Raw genomic sequence first — 16,968 nt, forward strand, 5'->3', positions numbered from 1 at the left:
GGGCACGAGTCGACGTAGGCTGGCTGACGTGGCCGAAGATGACCGAGAACTCGCCCTGACCGGCCTCGAACTCGGGCCGCTCGCCCGGCCCGCGCGCCGTTCCCTCAGCGGTGGCGGCGACCGGGCCGGCGAGACCGGCACGATGCTGCCGCCGCTCATCGACCATCACGTGCACCTCGAGATGGTGCAACCCGAGGCCGCGGTGACGGGCGGCATCGCGGCCGTCGTCGATCTCGGGGCGAACCCGGCCGTCATCGCCTCGCTCGCCGCCCGCGACGGATTGCCGCACGTGCATCACGCGGGCGCGTTCCTCACCGCACCGGGCGGATACCCGAGCGATCGGGACTGGCTGCTCCCCGGGAGCCTGCGCGAGGTGCCGCTCGTCGGCGACATCCGCGGCCGGTATCGCGGCGAGCTCTCGACCGCGATCGAGACCATCGTCGAAGAGCAGCGGGCGTTCGGTGCGTCGCTCGTGAAGCTCGTGATGAACTCCGACGCGGGGCCGGTGTTCGATCGGGCGACGCTCGATGCGATCGTGCGCGCGGCGCGCGCAGCCGGGCTCCTCGTCGCGGTGCACGCCGAAGGCACCGGAATGGCTGAGCGCGCGATCGACGCCGGTGCCGACGTGCTCGTCCACACCCCGTGGACCGAACGGCTTCCGAGCGAGCTCGTGCAGCACGCGGCATCCGATGGACAGATCTGGATCTCGACGCTCGACATCCATGGTCGCGGTGAGGCGACCCCCGACCTCCAGCGAGCGGTCGAGAACCTCAGCAGGTTCCGTTCGGCCGGCGGGCGTGTGCTCTACGGCACCGATCTCGGAAACGGCGCACTGCCCGACGGGGTCAATCCCGGTGAGCTCGCCGCGCTCGCGAGCGCCGGTCTCACGGCTGCCGACATCCTGACCGCCATCACCGACCCGTGGCCCGCCGCCGACGCGCCGCACTCGCTCGAGGGCATCGCAACGTTCGTGCCCGGCCCGGCGCCCGTGACCCTCGACGAGCTTCCCGCCTGGCTCGCGAGCGCCCGAATCTCACCCATCGAAGACCTCGAGCCCCTCGACGGCCGCCCCGCCCGCGACCGAGACCGCACCCGCGCCAACCATCTGGAGTCACGTTGACCCTCGACCCGCATCTCGCCTTCGCCCGCCGCATGGATCGTTCCGACGGGCTCGCCCACTACCGCAAACGCTTCGCGGGTGCGGAGACCGACCTCGTGTACTTCGACGGCAACTCGCTCGGCCGGCCGCCGGTGTCGGCGATCGCGCGGGTCGAGCGGTTCCTCCGCGACGACTGGGGCGGGCGCCTCATCCGCGGCTGGGATGAGGCGTGGTTGCAGTTGCCGACCGAGATCGGCGACCGCATCGGGCGGGCCGTCATCGAGGCGAAGGCCGGACAGACGGTGATCGGCGACTCGACCACCGTGCTGCTCTACAAGCTCGCCCGGGCGGCGGTCGACGCCCAGATCGCCCGCAACCCCGTGCGGCGTGAGATCGTCGTCGACACCGACAACTTCCCGACCGACCGCTACGTGCTCGACGGCATCGCTCGCGAGACGGGCTCGCGCCTGCGGTGGATCGAGGCCGACACCTCGGCGGGCGTGACCCCCGAGCAGCTCGCCGAAGCCGTCGGCCCCGAGACCGCGCTCGTCGTCGTCTCGCACGTCGCCTACCGATCGTCCTATCTCGCGGATGCGCACGAGCTCACGCGCATCGCGCACGACGCAGGCGCCCTCATCCTCTGGGACCTCTGCCACTCGGCAGGCTCGGTGCCGGTGAGGGCCGATCTCTGGGGCTTCGACCTGGCCGTCGGATGCACCTACAAGTACTTGAACGGCGGCCCCGGGTCACCCGCCTTCGCGTATGTTCGCGACGACCTGCAGGCGGTGCTGACCCAGCCGATCCAGGGCTGGTGGGGCACCACCGACATGTTCGCGATGGGACCCGACTACGAGCCGGTGCCCGACATCCGCCGGTTCCTCTCAGGCACGGCGCCGATCGTGGGCATGCTCGCGATGGAGGAGACCCTCGCGATGATCGAGGAGGCCGGCATGCCGGCGCTCCGCGCGAAATCGGTCGCGCTCACCGAGTACGCGATCACCCTCGCCGACGACTGGCTCGCACCGCTCGGCGTGACGCTCGCCTCCCCGGCCGATGCCGAGGAGCGCGGCGGTCACGTGACATTGCACCATGCCGCGATGCGCGAGGTGACCGCCCGGCTCTGGCAGCAGGACGTCATTCCCGATTACCGCGACCCCGGCGGGCTGCGCATCGGCCTCTCTCCGCTGTCGACGAGCTTCGAAGAGGTGCACCGCGGACTCGCGGCGACGCGCGACATCCTGAAGACCGTGCTGCTCGAGCGGGCCGGGCTCGCCTGAGGCGCAGGCGACGAACGCGTGGCAGGCCGCCCAGCGCGAGGCGCTCGCACCGACGCCGGAGCCGAACTCGCGAACCGCGCGAACACCGCCGTCGAGGCGACCGACCTCGACTACTTCGGCCGACTCGGCCGCGACCTCGGCGCGTTCAGCGATGCGCTGGGGCGACTCTCCCCCACGGTCGCCTGAGGCGCAGCCGGCCGTTCGTCGGCGGCATCCGGCGCCTGCGCGCTCTGCCCCCACGTCACCGTCACCTTGGGCTTGGCGAAGAATGCCACCACGACGGCACCGACCGCGAATGCCACGACCGAGAGCCAGAGCGACTGCGACATCGCCGCCGAGAACCCCTCGGCGATCGGCGCGGGCAGCGCACCTCCCGAACCGCCGCCGGCCTGTTCGGCCGCCTCGGTGTCGAAGCCGGGGAGCTCGGCGGCGAGGCGGGCGTTCAGGAGCGCCGCGATCGCAGCAGAGCCGAGTACCGCCCCGACCTGACGGGTCATGTTGTAGACGCCCGAGCCTGCGCCGGCCATCGCCGTCGGCAGATTGCGGGTTGCCGTCGAGGCGAGCGGGGCCCAGATGCCCGACAGGCCGACGCCGAGCAATGCCGACGGCAGCAGCAGCAGCCAGAGCTCCGCATCGGGCGTGAGCAGCGACGCATACCAGCCGAGCGCGAGCGCGACGATCGAGAAGCCGGCCAACGCGACCCATTTCGGGTCGACGCGGTCGCTGAGCCTGCCGATGAGCGGAGCCATGATGCCCGTGGTCACGGCCATCGGCGCGAGCATGAGCGCCGCCTGGGTGGGTTCGAGACCGCGCGCGATCTGGAAGTAGAAGGCGAGGGGCAACGGCATCGCCGTGATCGCGAGGCCGACGAGCGTGATCGATGCGTTGGAGAGCGAGAAGTTGCGGTCGCGGAAGAGGCCGAGCGGCAGCAGCGGTTCGGCGCGGTTGAAGCGCTGCCAGACCACGAACGCCACGAGCACGACGATGCCCGAGATGATGAGACCCCACACCGTGATCGGCCCGATGATCGTGCCCCACTCGTAGGTCGCGCCCTCCTGGATGCCGAAGACGAGCAGGAACATGCCGACCGCGCTGAGCACGACGCCCAGCCAGTCGAATCGGTGCGAGTGCGTCTCGAGGTTCGGCACGAGCCGCCAAGCGGCCACGAACGCGACGATGCCCACGGGCACGTTCACGAAGAAGATCCACTCCCAGCCGAGCGAGTCGACGAGCACGCCGCCGAGGATCGGGCCGACGAGCGTCGCGATGCCCGCGACCGCACCCCAGAGCCCCATCGCCGCACCGCGCTTGTCCGGCGGGAAGATGCGCGTGATGACCGCCATCGTCTGCGGGGTCATCAGCGCAGCTCCGATGCCCTGCACCGCGCGGGCGGCGATGAGCATCGTGATGTCACCCGAGAAGCCGCACCAGAGCGAGGCGAGAGTGAAGACGACGAGACCCACGAGATAGACGCGCTTCGGCCCGAACCGGTCGCCGAGACGCCCGGTGATGAGCAGCGGCACCGCGTAGGCGAGCAGGTACGCGCTCGTCACCCAGATCACCGCAGTGAGATCGGTGTCGAGGTCGGTGAGGATCGCGGGGTTCGCGATGGAGACGATCGTCGAGTCGACGAGGATCATGAAGAAGCCGATGACGAGCGCCCACAGGGCGGGCCACGGCTTGGCGATCTGGTTCACTGTGTCCTTCGAAGGTCTGTGTTCGGTTCTGGGTTCACGTCGGAGTCCGTGTCTGGCCAGGTGAGCGAACCGGAGTCGAGTTCGCCGATGGTCTGGGCGATCCAGCGCGACTCGGCCTCGAGCATCGCCCGGGTGTAATGCACGTTGAGCACGTAATGCCGGGCGATGCCCTTGGCGGCGATGTGTTCGAGCCCGGTGTCGATGAAGCCGATGGTCGCGGCGATCGCCTCGAGTCGTTCGCCGAGCAGCCGGGCCGCCTCGGCGACGGGGAGGTTGTGCGCCTCGCCGATGGCGACCGGGAACTCCGGGTACTCGTTGACGTACTCGCTGAGCATCTCCGCGAGCGTTGCGCGCAATGCCTGCCGACCGGAGTCCGTGATCGCGTAGACGGTGCGCTCTGGCCGGTTGCCGGAGCGCTCGACGCCGCACTCGGCGATGAGGCCATCGGCGGCGAGCCGCTCGACCGCCCGGTAGAGCGAGCCGGCGTTGACCTTGACGACGCGGTCCTCACGTCGTTGCAGCATCAACTGGTACATCTCGTACGGATGCATCTCGCGCTCGGCGAGCAGCGCGAGCGTGGAGACGGCGAGCGGGTTGAGTCGTGACATCCGCTCCCCTGTACCGATCGGTCGAGTTCAATTATTCCGTTCGGAATAATACGCACGGAACGATTGGATGGCAAACTCCCGCACGAGCACGAGCACTGGCGATAGCAGCCCGGCGAACCCGTGGCAAGCCCATCCGCCGATCCGAGTCGCTCCGGGGTAGCGAGCGTACGATGACTCGATCACCCGACGAAGGGAGCCACTGATGACGGACACCGACCGCACCATCGACGACGCCGAGGCAGCCGCGAAGGACGCAGCGAACCGAGTTACCGACGCGACCGACGCGGCGCACGACGCGACCGAGCAGGTGACTGAGACGATGCGCGACACCGCCGAACACGTCACCGACACCGCCACCGACGCGGCCGACGCCATTGCCGAGCAGGCGAACGCCGCCATGACGAGCGCAAAGGAGGTCGCCGACGACAGCGTCGCCTACGTGAAGGCGCGGTACCGGGAGAATCCGGCACTCGTCATCGCCGTGGGCGCGGCGGCGATCGTCGGCATCGGCCTCGTGATCAAGGCCATCACTCGCCGTTGACGCACGAATCGGCCATCCGCCGCGGCACGGCACGACGGCCCGGTCGCCGACAGCGCGACCGGGCCGCGGCGTGCGCGTCCGGCGCCCAGGGCGCGCGAACGGCGACGGATGTCTCGACGCCTCGGCTCCCCGGTAGAATCGACGCATCCACACTTTCGACACCGGACGGAGAACCGCGGTGCCCACCATCGTCGTCGACGTGATGCCCAAAGCCGAACTGCTCGACCCCCAGGGGAAGGCCGTCGCCGGCGCTCTCGCCCGCACCGGCCACGCCGGCATCAGCGCGGTGCGCATCGGCAAGCGATTCGAGGTGACCGTCGACGGACCCGTCGACGACGCGCTCAAGGCGAACATCCGCCAGATCGCCGAAGACATCTTCTCGAACCAGGTGATCGAAGACGTCGTTGGCATCCACTACGAGGTCACCAACGCCGAACTCGCCGAAGAGGCAGCGGATGCCGCGGCCTCCGCCGAAGACGGCTTCCTCGCCCCCGCCGGCGAGACGCACTGAGGCGCGGGAGACAACGCATGCGCATCGGTGTCATCACCTTCCCCGGCTCGCTCGACGACCGCGACGCCCAGCGCGCCGTGCGCATCGCTGGCGGTGAGCCCGTCGCGCTCTGGCACGGCTCGCACGATCTCGAGGGCGTCGACGCACTCATTCTTCCTGGCGGCTTCAGCTACGGCGACTACCTGCGCTGCGGCGCGATCGCCTCGCTCAGCCCGATCATGACCGAGGTCGTCGACGCGGCGAACCGCGGCCTTCCGGTGCTCGGCATCTGCAACGGATTCCAGATGCTCACGGAGGCAGGCCTGCTCGAGGGCGGGCTCATCCGCAACGACCATGGCTCGTTCATCTGCCGCGACCAGGTGCTGCGCGTCGAGAACGCGTCGACCGAATGGACGAGCGAGTTCTCGGCCGGCCAAGAGATCACGATCCCGCTGAAGAACGGCGAGGGCGGGTTCATCGCCTCGGATGAGACCCTCGACCGGCTCGAGGGCGAAGGCCGCGTGGTGTTCCGCTACGTCGGGGTGAACCCCAACGGCTCACTTCGCGACATCGCGGGCATCTCGAACGAACGCGGCAACGTGGTCGGCCTCATGCCGCACCCCGAGCACGCGGTCGAGCCGGGCTTCGGCCCTGACACCGCGGTTGCGATGCGCTCGGGCGTCGACGGGCTCGGCTTCTTCACGAGCGTCATCAAGCGTGCCCTCGTCGAGGCGTAGCAACACATTTCCGGAAACAGCAACGAGCGACCCGGACGGGTCGCTCGTTGCTGTTCTCGTTTCCGATGCGGCGCGTCGTCCTGTTCTCGGGTCGGGCTGAGCCTGCGAGGTCAGCGGTACTCGGGGTTCGCCTCGAAGCCCGAGAGGTCGCCCGCGTCCCGGGCAGCTCGGCCATGCGGCCGATGCTACTCGTGGGCTCACGCCACCGACGGGCATGGACGGCCCCGCCGCCGACGGCCGCACCTTCCGGCCGCTTGGCCGCGCCCGTCTCAGCGCCGCGACAACTCGGTGTCGGTGTAGCGGCCGGGTGCCACGACAGTGCGCGCGCCCGAGACGTACGAGCCGCCGAGCACGTGCACGATCTGGGCACGCTGTGAGGCCGAGCCCATCGCGACCTGCTGAGGGTCGAGCGCGGGTGCCGGAGCATCCGTCATCGTCATCGCCGCGCGCTGCCCGGCCGAACCCATCGCGATCTGCTGAGGGTCGAGCGCGAGCGCCGAGGGCTCGACGTAGGCTGGGAGGGATCCGTTGTTCATGTTGCGTTCCTTCTGTCGGAGGGGTTGTGCGTGATGGATCGGCGATGCCGGGGCTGCAACCCCGGCATCGCGCGTTTCGATCGCCTCGGCTACGCCGCGGCATCCTCGCTGCCGACGCTCGCGCGGAGCGCTGCCCCGAGCTGGGCGTCGACGTTCGTCCAGTACTGGAAGAACCGCTCGCGGATCTCGTCGATCGTGATCGACTCGCCCTGACCCGTGAGGGTCACGAGCAGACGAGCCTTCGCCTCGGCCGAGTAGACCTCGCGGTAGAGGGTGCCGGCCTGGCCGAAGTCGCTGTCGTCGGAGCGCAGCGTGTACGCCGAACGCACGAGCTCGCCGTCGGACTCCCAGCCGCCCTCGGCCGCGCGCTCGGCATCGGCCACGGGGCCGCCGAACGAGTTCGGCGCGTAGACCGGGGTGGTCGGCGCGTTGAACCCGTGACGCTGGGCGCCGTCTTGCGAGTAGTTGGCGACGGATGCAGCGTGCGGGGCGTTCACCGGAATCTGGTTGTAGTTCGTGCCCACGCGGTAGCGCTGCGCATCGGGGTAGCTGAACACGCGCGCCATGAGCATCTTGTCGGGGCTGATGGCGATGCCGGGCACCGTGTTCGCCGGCGAGAACGCGGCTTGCTCGATCTCGGCGAAGAAGTTCGCCGGGTTGCGGTCGAGCGTGAGCGTGCCGACCTTCACGAGCGGGTAGTCGGCGTGCGGCCACACCTTCGTGAGGTCGAACGGGTTGAACCGGTAGGTCTTCGCGTCGTCGTGGGGCATGATCTGCACGTGCAGGTCCCACTTCGGGTGATTCCCCGCGTCGATCGCGTCGTGCAGGTCGCGCCGGTAGTAGTCGGCGTCGGCGCCCGCAATCGCCTCGGCGGCGGCCGGGTCGAGGTGCAGGTCGCCCTGCCGCGTGCGGAAGTGGTACTTGACCCAGAACTTCTCGCCCTCTGCGTTGATCCACTGGTAGGTGTGCGAACCGAATCCGTGCATCTCGCGCCATGACTTCGGCAGGCCGCGGTCGCCCATGAGGTAGGTCACCTGGTGAGCCGACTCGGGCGAGAGGGTCCAGAAGTCCCACTGCATGTCGGAGTTGCGCAGGCCCGAGCCCGGGAGGCGCTTCTGCGAGTGGATGAAGTCGGGGAACTTGATCGCGTCGCGGATGAAGAATACGGGGGTGTTGTTGCCGACGATGTCGTAGTTGCCCTCGGTCGTGTAGAACTTCACCGAGAAGCCGCGCACGTCGCGCCAGGTGTCGGGAGAGCCCTGTTCGCCGGCGACGCTCGAGAAGCGCATCAGGGTCTCGACGGTCGCACCGGGCTGGAACACCGCGGCACGGGTGTACGCCGAGACATCCGCGGTCACTTCGAAGGTGCCGAACGCGCCGCCGCCCTTCGCGTGCACGATCCGCTCCGGGATCCGCTCGCGGTTGAACTGGGCGAGCTTCTCAACAAGGTAGCGGTCGTGCAGCACCGTCGCGCCGTCGGCGCCGATCGTGAGGGAGTGGGCGTCGCTGGCGACCGGCGTTCCGGTCTGCGTCGTGGTGGGTGTCGTGATGGGTGTCGTGATGGGTTCGGGCATGCGTCCTTCTCTCTTTTTCTCTTCGTTCTTTCTCTGGGATCGCCGGCCAGCGGCAGGCGGGGCGCCAGGAGGGTGGCGCCCGAGTTCGAGGCGCGCCGGATGAGCCCGGCGCGGGGTGCGGATACGGATACGGATGGTGGAAGCGGAAATGCCGGCGCGGGCGGCTTCGGACTCAGCTCAGCGCGTCGCTCGCGCTGCACTCGAGGCAGATCCCCCAGAACGTGACTTCGGCCGAGGCGATGCGGAAACCGTGCGTTTCGCTCGGCGTGAGACAGGCGGCCTCGCCCACGACGCAGCCCACGTCGAAGACGGTGTTGCAGCGCGTGCAGACGAGGTGGTGGTGGTTGTCACCCGTGCGGGTCTCGTAGAGAGCCGGCGAGCCGGCCGGCTCGATCTTGCGTAGCAACCCCGCTTCGGTCAGCGCGCCGAGCACCCCATAAACGGCCTGCCGGGACGTGCTCGGCAGCGACGCGGCGACGCGGGTGTGCACGTCGTCGGCGTCGAGGTGCTCGCCCTCGAGGAAGGCGTCGAAGACCGCGAGTCGCGATTCGGTGACCTTGAGCCCCGCGCCGCGAAGCCGGGCCGAAGCCTGCTCGCGTTCATCGATGGCGTTCGTGGTCATGGCCTGAGCCTATCGGTTGTCTTGATTTTGTCAAAACAACTTGCGTCGGCGCGGTGGGCTGTCACGTGCCGGGTCCGGGTGCCGCACCGAGGCATCCGTTCGCCGAACTCAGCGCGAGAGCGACTCGGGCTCATCGCGGATGCCGAGCATCTCGGCAGCCTCCTCGCGAGTCGGACGCGGGTCGGACGATGCGCTCAGGATGCTGTCGATGAGACCAGGGAACCGCGAGTCGAGCTCTTCGCGACGCAACGAGACGATGCGCGCGGTGCCGGCGACGGCCGTGCTCGTGACGCCTGCCTCGCGCAGCACCTTGAGGTGATGCGATGCGGCAGAGGGCTCTGCGCCTGCCGCGAGTGCGCAGGTGCCGCTGAGGCTGTCGCCGTCGTGCGCGAGCAGCGAGAGGATCGCGCGGCGATGAGGGTCGCTCAGGGCGAAAAGCACATCGTCGAGACGGATGTCGGCTGCGGCCGGGTGGGCGAGTGTGCGCATCGCGGATATTCCTCGGGGTCGACTCTTGCTGCGACCAGCATACCCGTGGTTCACTACTTCAAGAACTTTTGAAATAAGACCATCACTGGAACCTGAGGACTTGTGAACCTGCACCTGCTACTCCTGATGTTCGGAACCTTCGCCACGGGTACGAACGCGCTCATCATGACGGGGATTCTCCCGTTGGTCGCCGACGGCCTCGACACCACGCCCGCCGTCGCCGGGCTCAGCGTCACCGTGTTCGCGCTCGCCTACGCGGTCAGCGCCCCGCTGCTGCCGGTGCTCCTGGCGCGCTTCGAGCGGCGCACGATCATGGTCATCTCACTCATCGGTCTCGTGCTCGGCACCATCGCCTCGATCGCGGCGCAAGACATCACGACCTTCCTCATCACGCGGGCGATCGTCGGCTTCGGCTCGGCGGCCTTCACACCCCAAGCGTCCGCCGTCGCCGTGGGCATGGTGCCTGCCGAGCGGCGGGGCCGAGCCATCACGATGGTGCTCCTCGGCATCACTGCTGCGAGCGCGATCGGCGTTCCGATCGGCACCGTGGTGGGCAACGCCTGGGGGTACCGCGCCGCGCTCCTGGTGGTCGCGGCGCTCGGGGTTCTGGCGATCGTCGGCATCCTCTTCGTTCCGAAGACGCCGAGGCCGGCGAATCCCGGCTTCGCTGCACAACTGGCGCCGTTGCGCCGCCCCGCCGTGCTCGCCGTCGCCGGCACCACGGCACTCGTGACTACCGGCTTCTTCGCAATCTCGATCTACTTCGCACCTCTGCTCTTCAGCACTGCCGGGCTCGACTCCTCCGCCCTGGCCGCCGTGCTCTCCGCGTTCGGCGTCGCAGGCATCGCATCGCTCCTGTTCGGCGGGCGATACATCGATCGATTCGGCGGCTTCCGCATCACCGCCGTCTCGCTCGTCGCGATCACGATCGGAACACTGGTGTTCGGCCTTGCGACGAACTTCTGGTGGGTCCTTCTCCTTGTGGTTCCGTGGGGCGTCTTCGGCAACATCATCATCCCGGCCCAGCAGTACGAGCTCGGCCGTCTCGACCCCGACAACCCTGCGCCCGTGTTCGCGTTGAACAGCTCGGCGATCTACGCGGGCACCGCCCTCGGCGGCCTGGTGGGCTCGGTGTCCATGAGCATCGCGCCCGTGCAATGGCTCGTCGTCGTCGCTGCCGTTCCGCTGTTCCTGGCGCTGCTCGCCACACTGGCGCAACTTGCGCGAGCGCGTCGCGCCGGGCGGGCCGAGGAGCTCGAACAGGCGTCGACCCCAGACGCATCCGACCTCTCCGACGTCGCCGCACTCGCTGATTGAGCGGCGGGGTGCCGCGGCACCGTGGCTGCGCTGGGGGGCCGTCCACCATTGGATCTTCGGCGCTTCCGGTGTCGCGGGGAGGCACGTCTGCAAGAGGGCCAACGGCAGAACGAGCTCGAAGTGGATTCTCCGATGCCGCTGCGGCTGAACCCGAGTTACACTCACGTCTATGGACATGCTGAAGGGCGAACAGATCGCCGCGGCCGACCTGACCGACTGGCGCAAACTGGCCCAGGGACTGCATGCCCGGTACGTGGTCGACGACTTCGGCACGGGAGCACGGTTCGTCGTCGCGGTGGGCGAGGTCGGCGACGCGCTCGGCCACCATCCGCGCGTATCGATCGGCAACGGGTACGTCGACCTCGAGCTGGTCAGCGACGACGCCATCTACCGCGACGACGAGGGTACCGAACACGTCGTCGAATGGGTGACCCAGCAGGACGTCGACCTCGCGCGGCGGATCACCGAGATCGCCGCCGACCACGACCTCGACGCCGACCCGGCCTCGGTCAGCGACATCGAGCTCGGCCTCGACACGGCCCGCTCCGCGACCATCGCCCCAGTGTGGGCCGCCCTCCTGACCGGGAGTGCCGAGTCCCAGGGTCGCGGGTCCCCCAGCGACGAGATCCGGGACGCCACGGGACGGGTACCGAACCTGTGGTTCGGGGAAACCGACGAGCACGAGACTCCGCGTCAGCGGTTCCACATCGAGGTCTATGTGGCGCTCGAGGTGGCCGAGCAGCGGATCGCCTCCGCCCTCGCCGCGGGCGGGATCGTCGTCGATGACAGCGACGCGCCCTCGCTCACGGTGATCGCCGATCAGGACGGCAACAAGGGAGTCGTCTGCGTCGACGTGTCCGCGGCGAAGGTCGACGTGTCCGCGGCGAAGAAGGAGTGAACCGCCGACTCGGGTGACCACAGCGGGAACTATTTCGCGTTTGTTGGCCTGGGAGCGGCCCGGGCGGCGAGGACAGCGGGGACGTGTTCTTCGGCCCATTCCCTCACGGCGCGGAGCGGCACCAGGAGCGAGCGGCCGAGTTCCGTGAGTGGTGTATCGGCACCCGATCGGAGAAGAACGTGACTGGAAGACTCGCCAACAAGACCGTCCTCGTCATCGGCGGAACCCACCGCTTGGGCGCCGCCATCGCGGCGGGCGCAGATGCGGAAGACGCACACGTGACCGTCTCCGCACACGCGCCGCGTGATGAGACGACAATGCGCATCGACCTGCGTGACGAGGCGTCTGTGGCTGCGGCCGCGCAGCACATCGGTCCCATTGATCACCTGATCTCGACCGCCAGCATGACGTACAGTGCACCGATCCGCGCGATGGAGCTCTCCCGGGTGCAGGAGGCGATCGCGGCGAAGATCACCGGTCCCCTCCTGCTGGCCAAGCACTTCCAGATCCGGCAATCGCTGACCCTCTTCTCCGGTCAGGTCGCCTGGCGTCCCGGTTCCGGGAGCTATGCCACGGGAATCGCCAACGGCGCCATCGCGTTCGCAGCCCAACACCTGGCCGCCGAACTCGCTCCGGTACGCGTGAACGCGATCTCTCCGGGGATCATCGACTCAGGTCTCTGGGACGCCCGCGGTGCGGAGAAGGCGGCGTTCCTCACCGCAGCCGCCTCCCGGACGCTCGTCGGTGCGACAGGAGCTGTCCAAGACGTCGTCGACGCGGTGCTGTGGATCATGTCCGCCCCGTACTTCACCGGCGAGACCCTGCGCCTCGACGGCGGACGCCGGTGACACTCCCCGCGCGAGCGACGCCAGAGCCGGCCGGCTCAGCGGTCGGTGCGGCGCTCGAGCGGTTCGGGCAGCACCCAGCGCTTCGGGCGCTCGGTGTCGACGGGCACGGGGACGGGCACGGGCACCGAGCGGCCGCGGATGTAGAACATGACGAGGGATGCCGCGATGAGCGCGGTGCCGAGCGGCAGCACAAGTGTGTTCACCAGGTCGATCGCCAGGAGCCAGAAGATCAGCACGGTCTGCCCGGGCTGGGCGTTGAGCCAAGCTGTCGCGTAGAGCTCAGGGCGCACGTACGCGGCCAGGACGGCTCCCGCGAGCGACAGGGCGACGCCCCACCAGAGCGTTCGCTTCGGCATGCTGTCCCGCATCGGACCTCCTCGTTCGGAGGCAAACGCTACCAAGGAACGTCCGCGATGACCATGGCGGTTCCGCGGCGCTCGGCGTCCGCGGCATCCGCTCTGGCCGAAAGAGCCGCTCAGTACTGCAGCAGCGAGAAGATCTCGTAGCGGTCGCCGAGCGCGCCGCGCCCGCCGAGGTCGGTGAGCTCGAGGGCGACCGAGATGCCGGCCACCTGCCAGCCGGCGCGTTCGACGAGCCGTGCGGCGGCCGCGACCGTACCGCCGGTCGCGAGCACGTCGTCGACGATGAGTACGCGGGAACCCGGCGGCAACTCGCCCTCGTGCACCTCGAGTGCCGCGGTGCCGTACTCGAGGGCGTAGTCCTCACGGAGTACCGCTCGCGGCAGCTTTCCGGCCTTGCGAATGGTGAGCACGCCCGCACCGCAGATCGCCGAGGCGGCACCCGCGATGAGGAACCCGCGCGCCTCGACCCCGCCGATGTCGTCGAACCGGCCGGTGAACGGCTCCGTCAGAGAGGTGCCGAGCGCGTGCAGCGCCGGCCCGCTCGCGAACACCGGGGTCAGGTCGCGGAACGTCACGCCCGGTTCGGGGAAATCGGGGATCGACGCGATGAGGCTCGAGACGAGCTCGCGTGCAGACTGCTCGGTCACCGGGCAAGGCTACCGCGCACCGGCCGAGCGCGAGTGCTGGTCGAGCTCGTCGAGACCTCGAGGCGACGGTTTCGACAGGCTCAACCAGCAGAGGAGGCGACGGTTCGACAGGCTCAACCAGCAGAGGAGACGGGGGGTTTCGACAAGCTCAACCTGCAGAAGAGGCGACGGTTTCGACAGGCTCAACCAGCAGAGGAGACGGGGGGGGGGGTTCGACAGGCTCAACCAGCAGAAAAGACGGGGGGTTTCGACAGGCTCAACCAGCAGATGGGTCAATCGTTCGTTCGATGCGGGCATGCAGCCGGGCCTGACACGATGGAAGCAACCGAGCTCTGGAGCGCCTGTGTCACCGAAACGCCTGTACCGCGGCCTCGCCTTCGCCGAGGCCGTCACGTGGACGATCCTCATCGTCGCGATGATCCTGAAGTACGCCGCCGGCGTCGAGTGGGCGGTGCTCGTCGGCGGTTCGATCCACGGGTTCGTGTTCCTGTCGTACGCCCTCGCCTCGGTCATCATCGGCGTCAACCAGCGCTGGAACGTCGGCCGCATCGCCTTCGCCGTGCTCACCGCGATCGTGCCCTACGCGACCATCCCCTTCGAACTGTGGCTCGTGCGAAAGGGCCACCTCGAGGGCGACTGGCGCCGCGAGAAAACGGATCATCCCGCCGATTCGAACTGGGTCAACGGACTGCTGCGCTGGTTCCTCGCGCGGCCCGTGCTGCTCGTGTCGCTCGCGGTCGTCGGCATCGCCGTCGTCTTCGCGGGGCTGCTCGTGATCGGCCCGCCCGGGGGTCGCGAGGCTTGATGAGGTGCGGATGCCGCGGCATCCGCTCTCGGACGTCGACGCTGTTGTGGTCGCCGATGCCGTGCCGAGACCGATCGGCAGGGTCTCGATACGCGCTTCGCGCTACTCGACCAACGGCTGCGGCTGCGGCTGCGGCTGCGGCTGCGGCTGCGGCTGCGGGAAGATTGCAGCATGCCCATCCTCAACAAGGACATGGCGGTCTGCATCTCGCTCGCGGGCCGGCCGTCGAACCTCGGCACACGGTTCCACAACTTCCTCTACGACGAGCTCGGCCTGAACTTCATCTACAAGGCGTTCACGACCGACGACCTCGAGGGCGCCGTGCGCGGCATCCGTGCGCTCGGAATTCGCGGATGCTCCGTGTCGATGCCGTTCAAAGAGGCGGTGATCCCGCTCGTCGACGTCGTCGAGCCCTCGGCGGCGGCGATCGAGTCGGTCAACACGATCGTGAACGACGGCGGCGTGCTCACCGCGTCGAACACCGATTACGAGGCGATCGCGCAGCTCATCGCCGAGCACGAGCTCGACCCCGCGCAGCGCGTGCTCGTGCGCGGTTCGGGCGGCATGGCGAAGGCCGTGGTCGCGGCGTTCCGCGGCGCGGGCTTCGACGACGTGGTGGTCGTCGCGCGCAATTCTTCTCTCGGGCCGGCGCTCGCCGGGCAGTACGGCTACGCGTGGACGCCGACCGATCCCGAGCCCGGCGCCGACGTCATCGTGAACGTCACCCCGCTCGGCATGCACGGGGCGGATGCTTCGGCGCTCTCGTTCTCGGCGGAGCATGTCGGTGCGGCATCCGTGGTGTTCGACGTGGTCGCGTTCCCGGCGGAGACGCCGCTCGTCTCAGCAGCGCGGGCCGCCGGCAAGCTCGTGATCAGCGGGGCCGAGGTGCACGCGATGCAGGCAGCGGCGCAGTTCGAGCGCTATACGGGCGTGCCGCTCACGCGCGAGCAGATCGAGCGCGCCGCCGCGTTCTCACGAGCCGAGTAGCTGCCCCGCCGGTCGAGTAACGCGCGACGAAGGAGCCCCACCGCCGGTCGAGGAGTGCGCGACGAAGGAGCCCGCGTATCGAGACCCCGCCCCCAGGTCTCGATACGCTCGCTTCGCTCGCGACTCGACCAACGGAAACGACTCGACCAACGGTCGAATCGTCAGCGGTGCACGCGATTGACGGCAGCGGTCCAGATGAGGGCGGTGCTCGAGCACGCGAGCAGCGCCACGAAGACCCACGGAAGTCCGCCGAGCCCGATCACGCCGAACAGGATCGCGCCGAGCAGCGCCCCGCCGCCGATGCCGGTGTTGAAGGCCGTCGTGTAGATGGATGCCGCGGCATCGCGGATGCGCGCCGACGCCGAATGCAGCAAGCGTGTGTTGAGCATCGGCGGGAGCGCCCCGAACGCCGTGCCCCACAGGAGGAAGCACGCGATGCCGACGCCCGGCACCTGCGGGAAGAGCGCGAGACCCGCGACGCCGAGGCCCGTCGCGATGAGCGCGACGGCGAGTCCGACGGTGGGGCGGCGTCCGAGCACGGTTCCCGCGAACACGAGGCCGACCGCGCCCGCGATGCCGTAGGCGAGCAGCATCGGGCTGATGGCGCTGGCCGGCAGTCCCATGACCTCGGTGATGAAGGGCGCGACGTAGGTGTAGAAGGTGTACGCACCGACCATCGTGACCGCGGTGATCAGGCAGACGACGAGTACGGGCACGAACGTGGGATCACTGCGCAGACGGAGCGGCGCGGCATCCGTCTCGCCCGCATGGTGCCGTACTGGAGGAAGGAATCGCCAGACGAGGAGGGCGCCGAGGAGTGTGAGCACGCCGATTCCGGCGAACGCGAGCCGCCAGCCGAAGGCCTGGCCGAGCGCCGTGCCGAGCGGAACGCCGAGCACGAACGCGAGCGAGCCGCCCGCGACGCTGATAGAGACGGCGCGGGCGAGCTGCTCCTTCGGCACGAGGTGGCCTGCGTACGCACCGACGACCGACCAGAACAGGCCGTGGGCTGCGCCGCCGAGGATGCGGGTGGCGAGCACCGTGCCGTAGTTCGGCGCGAACGCGGTGAGCACGCAACTGACCGCGAGCACGGCGAGCGCGATGACGATGAGGGTGTGTCGCGGCATCCGCTTGGTCAGGGCCGACAGCGGCACCGTGAGCACCACGACGGTCGCGGCGAACACGGTGACGAGCAGGCCGATGAGGGGCTCGCTGACCTCGAGCTCGCGGCTCATGTCGGGCAGCAGGCCCGTCGGGATCATCTCGATAGTGACCGAGAGGAAGACGGCGGCGGCGAGCACGATGAGGCCGAGCCACGGGAACGGCGGCGCGAGGGCGGGCGTGGTGTCGGTTCGATCGACGGGAGTGGACGGCGTCATGGGAGTACCTGAGCGAAGGGCGTTCCCCGCGGACGGCGGGGCGGGGCTCCGCGAG

19 protein-coding genes are annotated in these 16,968 nt (G+C 69.1%); 10 read left to right on the forward strand and 9 right to left on the reverse strand.

Annotation, left to right across the window (positions count from 1 at the left end):
• Positions 1-28 precede the first annotated feature (28 nt).
• Both AC1C2T_RS01745 and AC1C2T_RS01750 read left to right on the forward strand, forming a co-directional pair.
• Positions 29-1,120, forward strand: a complete 1,092-nt coding sequence (locus AC1C2T_RS01745) for an amidohydrolase family protein (protein ID WP_495361924.1) — start codon at positions 29-31, stop codon at positions 1,118-1,120.
• Positions 1,121-1,152: 32 nt separating this feature from the next.
• Positions 1,153-2,376, forward strand: coding sequence for a kynureninase (locus tag AC1C2T_RS01750; RefSeq protein ID WP_495361990.1), 1,224 nt, complete (start codon positions 1,153-1,155; stop codon positions 2,374-2,376).
• A 110-nt stretch (positions 2,377-2,486) separates the two neighbouring features.
• Here AC1C2T_RS01750 and AC1C2T_RS01755 read toward each other — a convergent pair whose 3' ends face one another.
• The gene (locus tag AC1C2T_RS01755; RefSeq protein ID WP_495384027.1) at positions 2,487-4,073 is read right to left on the reverse strand and encodes a DHA2 family efflux MFS transporter permease subunit; all 1,587 of its coding nucleotides are present in this window, start codon (positions 4,071-4,073) and stop codon (positions 2,487-2,489) included.
• A complete protein-coding gene (locus AC1C2T_RS01760; RefSeq protein ID WP_495384028.1) occupies positions 4,070-4,681 on the reverse strand; it encodes a PadR family transcriptional regulator in 612 nt (203 codons plus the stop codon). Before AC1C2T_RS01760 ends, AC1C2T_RS01755 begins: the two co-directional genes overlap by 4 nt.
• 202 nt (positions 4,682-4,883) lie before the next feature.
• Here AC1C2T_RS01760 and AC1C2T_RS01765 point away from each other — a divergent pair, with 202 nt between their 5' ends.
• The 3 genes from AC1C2T_RS01765 to purQ all read left to right on the forward strand — a co-directional run bounded on the left by AC1C2T_RS01765 (position 4,884) and on the right by purQ (position 6,449).
• Positions 4,884-5,222: a hypothetical protein gene (locus AC1C2T_RS01765; RefSeq protein ID WP_495384029.1), complete on the forward strand. Its 339-nt coding sequence runs from the start codon at positions 4,884-4,886 to the stop codon at positions 5,220-5,222.
• A 178-nt stretch (positions 5,223-5,400) separates the two neighbouring features.
• Positions 5,401-5,733 carry a phosphoribosylformylglycinamidine synthase subunit PurS gene (gene purS / locus AC1C2T_RS01770; protein WP_495384030.1) on the forward strand — a complete coding sequence of 111 codons (333 nt, stop codon included), beginning with the start codon at positions 5,401-5,403 and terminating at the stop codon, positions 5,731-5,733.
• Between the two features lie 17 nt (positions 5,734-5,750).
• Positions 5,751-6,449 carry a phosphoribosylformylglycinamidine synthase subunit PurQ gene (gene purQ, locus AC1C2T_RS01775; protein WP_495384031.1) on the forward strand — a complete coding sequence of 233 codons (699 nt, stop codon included), beginning with the start codon at positions 5,751-5,753 and terminating at the stop codon, positions 6,447-6,449.
• A 269-nt stretch (positions 6,450-6,718) separates the two neighbouring features.
• On the opposite strand, the gene AC1C2T_RS01780 is transcribed toward purQ, so the two are convergent.
• The 4 genes from AC1C2T_RS01780 to AC1C2T_RS01795 all read right to left on the reverse strand — a co-directional run bounded on the left by AC1C2T_RS01780 (position 6,719) and on the right by AC1C2T_RS01795 (position 9,670).
• Positions 6,719-6,985, reverse strand: coding sequence for a hypothetical protein (locus AC1C2T_RS01780; protein WP_495361918.1), 267 nt, complete (start codon positions 6,983-6,985; stop codon positions 6,719-6,721).
• Positions 6,986-7,074: 89 nt separating this feature from the next.
• Positions 7,075-8,559: a catalase gene (locus AC1C2T_RS01785; RefSeq protein WP_495361917.1), complete on the reverse strand. Its 1,485-nt coding sequence runs from the start codon at positions 8,557-8,559 to the stop codon at positions 7,075-7,077.
• 172 nt (positions 8,560-8,731) lie between these two features.
• Complete coding sequence (locus AC1C2T_RS01790) at positions 8,732-9,181, reverse strand: Fur family transcriptional regulator (protein ID WP_495361916.1); 450 nt, start codon at positions 9,179-9,181, stop codon at positions 8,732-8,734.
• Between the two features lie 108 nt (positions 9,182-9,289).
• Positions 9,290-9,670 (reverse strand): ArsR/SmtB family transcription factor, encoded by a 381-nt coding sequence (locus AC1C2T_RS01795; protein ID WP_495361915.1) that lies wholly within the window; start codon positions 9,668-9,670, stop codon positions 9,290-9,292.
• A gap of 126 nt (positions 9,671-9,796) precedes the next feature.
• On the opposite strand from AC1C2T_RS01795, the gene AC1C2T_RS01800 reads away from it, so the two are divergent.
• The 3 genes from AC1C2T_RS01800 (at position 9,797) to AC1C2T_RS01810 (ending at position 12,733) form a co-directional block, all read left to right on the forward strand.
• Positions 9,797-10,987, forward strand: a complete 1,191-nt coding sequence (locus AC1C2T_RS01800) for an MFS transporter (RefSeq protein ID WP_495384032.1) — start codon at positions 9,797-9,799, stop codon at positions 10,985-10,987.
• Positions 10,988-11,156: 169 nt separating this feature from the next.
• Complete coding sequence (locus AC1C2T_RS01805; RefSeq protein ID WP_495384033.1) at positions 11,157-11,885, forward strand: 4a-hydroxytetrahydrobiopterin dehydratase; 729 nt, start codon at positions 11,157-11,159, stop codon at positions 11,883-11,885.
• A 179-nt stretch (positions 11,886-12,064) separates the two neighbouring features.
• Positions 12,065-12,733, forward strand: a complete 669-nt coding sequence (locus AC1C2T_RS01810) for an SDR family oxidoreductase (RefSeq protein WP_495384034.1) — start codon at positions 12,065-12,067, stop codon at positions 12,731-12,733.
• 35 nt (positions 12,734-12,768) lie between these two features.
• Here the strand turns inward: AC1C2T_RS01810 and AC1C2T_RS01815 are convergent, their stop codons facing one another.
• Both AC1C2T_RS01815 and AC1C2T_RS01820 read right to left on the reverse strand, forming a co-directional pair.
• Entirely contained in the window at positions 12,769-13,101 is a 333-nt protein-coding gene (locus tag AC1C2T_RS01815) for a hypothetical protein (protein WP_495384035.1), read from the reverse strand.
• A 107-nt stretch (positions 13,102-13,208) separates the two neighbouring features.
• Positions 13,209-13,742 (reverse strand): adenine phosphoribosyltransferase, encoded by a 534-nt coding sequence (locus AC1C2T_RS01820; protein ID WP_495384036.1) that lies wholly within the window; start codon positions 13,740-13,742, stop codon positions 13,209-13,211.
• 343 nt (positions 13,743-14,085) lie between these two features.
• On the opposite strand from AC1C2T_RS01820, the gene AC1C2T_RS01825 reads away from it, so the two are divergent.
• The gene (locus AC1C2T_RS01825) at positions 14,086-14,547 is read left to right on the forward strand and encodes a DUF3817 domain-containing protein (RefSeq protein ID WP_495361908.1); all 462 of its coding nucleotides are present in this window, start codon (positions 14,086-14,088) and stop codon (positions 14,545-14,547) included.
• Between the two features lie 171 nt (positions 14,548-14,718).
• Positions 14,719-15,534, forward strand: a complete 816-nt coding sequence (locus tag AC1C2T_RS01830; RefSeq protein ID WP_495361907.1) for a shikimate 5-dehydrogenase — start codon at positions 14,719-14,721, stop codon at positions 15,532-15,534.
• Positions 15,535-15,695: 161 nt separating this feature from the next.
• Here AC1C2T_RS01830 and AC1C2T_RS01835 read toward each other — a convergent pair whose 3' ends face one another.
• On the reverse strand, positions 15,696-16,913 hold the full coding sequence (locus AC1C2T_RS01835; RefSeq protein ID WP_495361906.1) for an MFS transporter: 1,218 nt from the start codon (positions 16,911-16,913) through the stop codon (positions 15,696-15,698).
• Positions 16,914-16,968 lie beyond the last annotated feature (55 nt).

The sequence above is a fragment of the Agromyces sp. Y558 genome, from assembly GCF_059445415.1.

Excerpts from the sequence above, each read along its gene's own strand:
- AC1C2T_RS01780 (WP_495361918.1), bottom strand. The coding sequence starts at position 6,985 with ATGAACAACGGATCCCTCCCAGCCTACGTCGAGCCCTCGGCGCTCGCG.
- AC1C2T_RS01805 (WP_495384033.1), top strand. The coding sequence starts at position 11,157 with ATGGACATGCTGAAGGGCGAACAGATCGCCGCGGCCGACCTGACCGAC.
- AC1C2T_RS01790 (WP_495361916.1), bottom strand. The coding sequence starts at position 9,181 with ATGACCACGAACGCCATCGATGAACGCGAGCAGGCTTCGGCCCGGCTT.
- AC1C2T_RS01765 (WP_495384029.1), top strand. The coding sequence starts at position 4,884 with ATGACGGACACCGACCGCACCATCGACGACGCCGAGGCAGCCGCGAAG.
- AC1C2T_RS01760 (WP_495384028.1), bottom strand. The coding sequence starts at position 4,681 with ATGTCACGACTCAACCCGCTCGCCGTCTCCACGCTCGCGCTGCTCGCC.
- AC1C2T_RS01830 (WP_495361907.1), top strand. The coding sequence starts at position 14,719 with ATGCCCATCCTCAACAAGGACATGGCGGTCTGCATCTCGCTCGCGGGC.
- AC1C2T_RS01835 (WP_495361906.1), bottom strand. The coding sequence starts at position 16,913 with ATGACGCCGTCCACTCCCGTCGATCGAACCGACACCACGCCCGCCCTC.
- purQ (WP_495384031.1), top strand. The coding sequence starts at position 5,751 with ATGCGCATCGGTGTCATCACCTTCCCCGGCTCGCTCGACGACCGCGAC.
- AC1C2T_RS01815 (WP_495384035.1), bottom strand. The coding sequence starts at position 13,101 with ATGCGGGACAGCATGCCGAAGCGAACGCTCTGGTGGGGCGTCGCCCTG.
- AC1C2T_RS01795 (WP_495361915.1), bottom strand. The coding sequence starts at position 9,670 with ATGCGCACACTCGCCCACCCGGCCGCAGCCGACATCCGTCTCGACGAT.
- AC1C2T_RS01800 (WP_495384032.1), top strand. The coding sequence starts at position 9,797 with ATGTTCGGAACCTTCGCCACGGGTACGAACGCGCTCATCATGACGGGG.
- AC1C2T_RS01750 (WP_495361990.1), top strand. The coding sequence starts at position 1,153 with ATGGATCGTTCCGACGGGCTCGCCCACTACCGCAAACGCTTCGCGGGT.
- AC1C2T_RS01785 (WP_495361917.1), bottom strand. The coding sequence starts at position 8,559 with ATGCCCGAACCCATCACGACACCCATCACGACACCCACCACGACGCAG.